6 protein-coding genes are annotated in these 6105 nt (G+C 61.3%); all 6 read left to right on the plus strand.

Annotated features, from left to right (window positions below):
- Nucleotides 1–30 precede the first annotated feature (30 nt).
- Entirely contained in the window at nucleotides 31–1080 is a 1050-nt protein-coding gene (queA, locus tag V7787_RS44665; protein ID WP_004576301.1) for a tRNA preQ1(34) S-adenosylmethionine ribosyltransferase-isomerase QueA, read from the plus strand.
- Between the two features lie 14 nt (nucleotides 1081–1094).
- Complete coding sequence (gene tgt, locus V7787_RS44670; protein WP_003248558.1) at nucleotides 1095–2210, plus strand: tRNA guanosine(34) transglycosylase Tgt; 1116 nt, start codon at nucleotides 1095–1097, stop codon at nucleotides 2208–2210.
- Between the two features lie 42 nt (nucleotides 2211–2252).
- On the plus strand, nucleotides 2253–2588 hold the full coding sequence (yajC, locus tag V7787_RS44675) for a preprotein translocase subunit YajC (RefSeq protein WP_003248556.1): 336 nt from the start codon (nucleotides 2253–2255) through the stop codon (nucleotides 2586–2588).
- Nucleotides 2589–2651: 63 nt separating this feature from the next.
- Nucleotides 2652–4514 (plus strand): protein translocase subunit SecD, encoded by a 1863-nt coding sequence (secD, locus tag V7787_RS44680; protein ID WP_012051243.1) that lies wholly within the window; start codon nucleotides 2652–2654, stop codon nucleotides 4512–4514.
- Nucleotides 4515–4524: 10 nt separating this feature from the next.
- Complete coding sequence (gene secF, locus V7787_RS44685; protein ID WP_012051244.1) at nucleotides 4525–5433, plus strand: protein translocase subunit SecF; 909 nt, start codon at nucleotides 4525–4527, stop codon at nucleotides 5431–5433.
- Nucleotides 5434–5554: 121 nt separating this feature from the next.
- The gene (locus V7787_RS44690) at nucleotides 5555–6097 is read left to right on the plus strand and encodes a glycine zipper 2TM domain-containing protein (protein ID WP_003248550.1); all 543 of its coding nucleotides are present in this window, start codon (nucleotides 5555–5557) and stop codon (nucleotides 6095–6097) included.
- Nucleotides 6098–6105 lie beyond the last annotated feature (8 nt).

Genomic DNA, 6105 nt, shown 5'->3' on the forward strand with positions numbered 1-6105 from the left:
CTTCCTGGCCCTGCCGAACCGAACATCATCATGCGCGTCGCCGATTTTTCCTTCGAACTCCCTGATTCCCTGATCGCCCGCCACCCGTTGGCCGAGCGCCATGGCAGCCGTCTGCTGGTGCTCGATGGGCCTACCGGCGCGCTGGCGCACCGGCAATTCCCCGACTTGCTCGACTATCTGCGCCCCGGCGACTTGATGGTGTTCAACAACACCCGGGTGATCCCGGCGCGGTTGTTCGGCCAGAAAGCCTCCGGCGGCAAGCTGGAGGTACTGGTCGAGCGCGTACTCGACAGCCACCGGGTGCTGGCCCATGTGCGCGCCAGCAAGGCGCCCAAGGTAGGCGCGGTCATCCTCATCGATGGCGGTGGCGAGGCCGAAATGGTCGCGCGCCATGACACGCTGTTCGAGCTTCGCTTCACCGAAGAGGTGCTGCCGTTGCTCGACCGTGTCGGCCATATGCCGTTGCCGCCCTATATCGACCGCCCGGACGAGGGCGCCGACCGTGAGCGCTACCAGACCGTGTACGCCCAGCGCGCTGGCGCGGTTGCCGCGCCTACCGCAGGCCTGCACTTCGACGAGGCGCTGCTGGAAAAGATCGCCGACAAGGGCGTCGAGCGCGCCTTCGTCACCCTGCATGTGGGCGCCGGCACCTTCCAGCCGGTGCGGGTCGACAAGATCGAAGACCACCACATGCATAAAGAGTGGCTCGAAGTGGGCCAGGATGTGGTCGATGCCATCGAGGCCTGCCGGGCCCGTGGTGGTCGGGTGATCGCGGTTGGCACCACCAGTGTGCGTTCGCTGGAAAGCGCCGCGCGTGATGGCGTGCTCAAGGCCTTCAGTGGCGACACCGACATCTTCATCTACCCGGGCCGGCCGTTCCATGTGGTCGATGCCCTGGTCACCAACTTCCATCTGCCGGAGTCCACGCTGCTGATGCTGGTCTCGGCTTTCGCCGGCTACCCCGAGACCATGGCTGCCTACGCAGCGGCGGTCGAGCATGGGTACCGCTTCTTCAGTTACGGTGATGCCATGTTCATCACCCGCAATCCGGCGCCACGCGGGCCCGAGGATCAAGCATGAGTCGCACCTGTCGAATGTCCTTCGAACTGCTGGCCACCGACGGCAAGGCCCGTCGGGGTCGCATCACCTTCCCACGTGGCACCGTGGAAACCCCGGCATTCATGCCAGTGGGGACCTATGGCACGGTCAAGGGCATGCTGCCACGCGACATCGAGGCCATCGGCGCCGAGATGATCCTCGGCAACACCTTCCACCTGTGGCTGCGTCCGGGCACCGAGGTGATCAAGAAGCACAACGGCCTGCACGATTTCATGCAGTGGAAAGGCCCGATCCTCACCGACTCCGGTGGTTTCCAGGTATTCAGCCTGGGGGCCATGCGCAAGATCAAGGAAGAGGGCGTGACCTTCGCTTCGCCGGTCGATGGTTCCAAGGTGTTCATGGGCCCGGAAGAGTCGATGCAGGTTCAGCGTGACCTGGGCTCGGACGTGGTAATGATCTTCGACGAGTGCACCCCGTACCCGGCCGAGCACGATGTGGCACGCACTTCCATGGAGCTGTCGCTGCGCTGGGCCCAGCGCTCGAAGAACGCCCATGCCGACAACACCGCAGCGCTGTTCGGCATTGTCCAGGGTGGCATGTACCAGGACCTGCGCATGCGCTCGCTGGAAGGCCTGGAAAACATCGGTTTCGACGGCCTGGCCATTGGCGGCCTGTCGGTGGGCGAGCCCAAGCACGAAATGATCAAGGTGCTGGATTATCTGCCGGACCAGATGCCTGCTGACAAACCTCGTTACCTTATGGGGGTAGGCAAACCGGAAGATCTCGTTGAGGGTGTGCGCCGCGGCGTCGACATGTTCGACTGCGTGATGCCGACGCGTAACGCGCGCAACGGTCATCTGTTCGTTGATACAGGGGTGATCAAGATCCGCAATGCGTTCCATCGTCACGATGAATCGCCGCTGGATCCGACCTGTGACTGCTATACCTGCACCAACTTCTCGCGCGCCTATCTCCATCATCTGGACAAATGCGGCGAAATGCTGAGCAGCATGCTGAATACCATCCACAACTTGCGCCATTATCAGCGCTTGATGGCCGGTTTACGCGAGGCTATTCAACAGGGTAAATTGGCCGCCTTTGTCGACGCCTTCTACGCCAAGCGCGGGCTTCCTGTACCGCCCTTGGACTGACTGTCCGCATCCATTATTAGAAAATTACATTAGGAGTGCCCAATGAGCTTCTTCATCCCCGCCGCATACGCGGACGCTGCAGCACCTGCCGCTGGCCCAGCCGGTACCGGCTTCGAGTGGATTTTCCTGGTCGGTTTCCTGGTCATCTTCTACCTGATGATCTGGCGCCCGCAGGCCAAGCGCGCGAAAGAGCAGAAGAACCTGCTGAGCAACTTGCAGAAAGGTGACGAAGTTGTCACCAACGGCGGCATCGCCGGCAAGATCGTCAAGGTTTCCGATGACTTCGTGGTGCTGGAAGTGTCCGACACTGTCGAGCTGAAGTTCCAGAAGGGTGCCATTGCTGCGACCCTGCCAAAAGGTACGCTCAAGGCTATCTGAGTTACCGGTTTTATTTTCCAGTCGGGGCGCGCAACGCGCCCCGCGTCTTGAACGGGCGGCGTGATGCTGAACAAATATCCTCTGTGGAAATATGCACTGATCGTGCTGGTACTGGTGGTCGGTTTCATTTATTCCGCTCCCAACCTCTACCCGGATGACCCGGCGGTACAGATCAGCGGTGCCAGCTCGGCGCTGCAGGTGAATCAGGCCGACCTTGATCGCGTCAGCAAGGCGCTGGTCGATGCCAAGATCGCTGTCAAGGGCGCAAGCCTGGGTGAAAAGGGCAGCGGGCTGATCCGCCTGACCAATCAGGAAGACCAGCTGCCAGCCAAGGATGTAGTGCGCAAGGCACTGGGCGATGATTACGTCGTGGCCCTGAACCTGGCCCAGACTACCCCGCAATGGCTGCGCAACCTGGGCGCAAGCCCGATGAAACTGGGCCTGGACCTGTCTGGTGGTGTGCACTTCCTGCTGGAAGTGGACATGGACAAGGCCATGACTGCCCGCATGAAAGTCTACGAAGGCGAGGTCAAGACCTTGCTGCGCAAAGAGCGCGTCCGCTACCGCAGCCTGCCTCAGCAGGATGGCGGCATCATGCTGGGCTTCGCTGACGATGCCACCCGCGAACAGGCACGTGCCCTGATCCGCAAGAATTTCAATGATTTCGACCTGACCACCACCGATCGCAACGAGCTTGCGGTGCTGCGTCTGGCGCTGACCCAGGCGAAAGTCGCCGAGATCCGCGAATACTCGATCAAGCAGAACCTCACCACCGTGCGCAACCGCGTGAACGAGCTGGGTGTGGCAGAGCCTCTGGTACAGCGTCAGGGCGCCAACCGTATCGTGGTCGAGCTGCCAGGCGTGCAGGACACTGCCGAAGCCAAGCGTATCCTTGGTAAAACGGCCAACCTGGAGTTCCGCTTCGGTGCCGAACCGGGTGCATCCAAGGCCACTACCGAGGTGTTCGAGTTCCGTGAGGGCGGCCGCTCCGCCGCAGTCGAGCGGGGCCTGATCATCACGGGTGACCAGGTTACCGACGCCCAGGCCAGCTTCGACGAGCATGGCCGCCCGCAGGTGAACATTCGCCTGGATGGCCACGGTGGCGAGCTGATGAGCCGTGCTACCCGTAGCAACGTCGGCCGTAGCATGGCGGTGATCTTCATCGAGCAGAAGCCGGTTACCCGCTACGTCAAGCAAACCGTCGGCGGCGTCGAGAAGGACGTTGCCGTACAAAGCTTCGTCGAAGAGAAAAAAATCATCAGCCTGGCGACCATCCAGTCGCCGCTTGGCAGCCAGTTCCGCATCACCGGCCTGAACGGCCAGGGCGAATCGTCCGAGCTGGCCCTGCTGCTGCGTGCCGGTGGTCTGGCTGCGCCGATGTACTTCGCTGAAGAACGTACCATTGGCCCAAGCCTGGGTGCTGACAACATCACCAAGGGTATCGATGCGTCGCTGTGGGGCATGCTGTTCGTCTCGCTGTTCATCATCGCCATCTACCGCGGCTTCGGCGTGATCGCCACCATCGCCCTGGCGGGCAACATGGTCCTGCTGCTGGCGTTGATGTCGCTGCTGGGCGCTACCCTGACGCTGCCGGGTATTGCCGGTATCGTGCTGACCATGGGTATGGCGGTGGACGCCAACGTGCTGATCTTCTCGCGTATCCGCGAGGAGCTGAAAGCCGGCATGTCGGTGCAGCGTGCCATCCACGAAGGCTTCAATCGTGCGTACACCGCGATCATCGACGCCAACCTGACCAGCCTGCTGGTCGGCGGTATCCTGTTCGCCATGGGTACCGGCCCGGTCAAAGGCTTTGCGGTTACCATGTCCCTCGGGATTTTCACCTCGATGTTCACCGCCGTCATGGTGACCCGCGCAATGGTCAACCTGACCTGCGGCGGGCGTGACATCAAGAAGCTGTGGGTTTGAGGGAGCTGCGATGAAAACCATCAACTTCATGGGCGTGCGCAATGTCGCGTTCGCCATTACCGTGCTCCTCACCGTGCTGGCGCTGTTCAGCTGGTGGCAGAAGGGCCTTAACTTCGGCCTGGACTTCACCGGTGGTACGCTGATCGAGCTGACTTACGAGCGCCCGGCCGACCTCAAGGCAGTGCGTGCCGAGTTGGTCGACTCCGGTTTCCACGAGGCGGTAGTGCAGAGCTTTGGCGCTACCACTGACTTGCTGGTGCGTATGCCAGGCGATGACCCGCAGCTGGGCAACAAGGTCGCTGCTGCGCTGCAAAAGGCCGGGGGTGACAACCCGGCCACGGTCAAGCGTGTCGAGTTCGTCGGCCCGCAGGTCGGTGAAGAGCTGCGCGACCAGGGTGGCATGGGCATGCTCTTGGCCCTGGGCGGTATCCTCATCTACCTGGCCTTCCGTTTTCAGTGGAAGTTCGCCGTGGGGGCGATCGTTTCGCTGATCCACGACGTGGTGGTGACCCTGGGTATCCTGTCGTTCTTCCAGATCACCTTCGATCTGACGGTGTTGGCAGCGGTGCTGGCGATCATCGGCTACTCGCTGAACGACACCATCGTCGTGTTCGACCGGGTACGTGAAAACTTCCGCGTCATGCGCAAGGCATCGCTGATCGAAAACATCAACGTTTCCACCACCCAGACCTTGCTGCGCACCATCGCCACTTCGGTTTCGACCTTGCTGGCCATTGCTGCGCTGCTGTTCTTCGGGGGTGACAACCTGTTCGGTTTCTCGCTCGCCCTGTTCATTGGTGTCATGGCCGGTACCTACTCGTCGATCTATATCGCCAACGTGGTGCTGATCTGGCTGAACCTGAACAGCGAAGACCTGATCCCGCCGACCAAGGCCGAGGGTGTGGATGATCGTCCGTAAGGGCTAGTCCATCACCGCCTGGCGGTGTAAAAGGCGCGAGTATTGAACTCGCGCCTTTTTTTTTGCTCCAAGGCTGGGAGAAGCGCGGGTTGATGCCCGCTGGTACGATCAGGAGGTCCACGTGAACAAATCAATGCTGGTGGGTGCGGTACTGGGTGCTGTCGGTGTGACTGCCGGAGGTGCTGTCGCGACCTACAGCTTGGTCAACAAGGGGCCTGAGTATGCCCAGGTCACCGACGTGCAGCCGATCAAGCAACAGGTGAAAACCCCGCGCGAAGTGTGCAAGGACGTTACCGTTACGCGCCAGGCGCCGGTCAAGGACCAGCATCAGATCGCCGGCACCGTCGTGGGTGCGCTGGCCGGTGGCTTGCTGGGTAACCAGATCGGTGGTGGCACCGGCAAGAAGATTGCCACGGTGGCCGGTGCGGTCGGTGGTGGTTATGCCGGTAACAAGGTGCAGGAAGGCATGCAGGAGCGTGATACCTACACAACCACGCAAACTCGCTGCAACACGGTCAACGACATCAGCGAGAAGGTGGTGGGCTACAACGTGACCTATTCCATCGGTGATCAGGTAGGCAAGGTGAAGATGGATCGCGAGCCGGGATCGACCATTCCGCTGGACAAGAATGGCAAGTTGATCCTGAGCGAAGCGGGTCAGTAATTTGCGTG

The organism is Pseudomonas sp. CGJS7 (assembly GCF_036961695.1).

Excerpts from the sequence above, each read along its gene's own strand:
- queA (WP_004576301.1), top strand. The coding sequence starts at position 31 with ATGCGCGTCGCCGATTTTTCCTTCGAACTCCCTGATTCCCTGATCGCC.
- tgt (WP_003248558.1), top strand. The coding sequence starts at position 1,095 with ATGTCCTTCGAACTGCTGGCCACCGACGGCAAGGCCCGTCGGGGTCGC.
- yajC (WP_003248556.1), top strand. The coding sequence starts at position 2,253 with ATGAGCTTCTTCATCCCCGCCGCATACGCGGACGCTGCAGCACCTGCC.
- secD (WP_012051243.1), top strand. The coding sequence starts at position 2,652 with ATGCTGAACAAATATCCTCTGTGGAAATATGCACTGATCGTGCTGGTA.
- secF (WP_012051244.1), top strand. The coding sequence starts at position 4,525 with ATGAAAACCATCAACTTCATGGGCGTGCGCAATGTCGCGTTCGCCATT.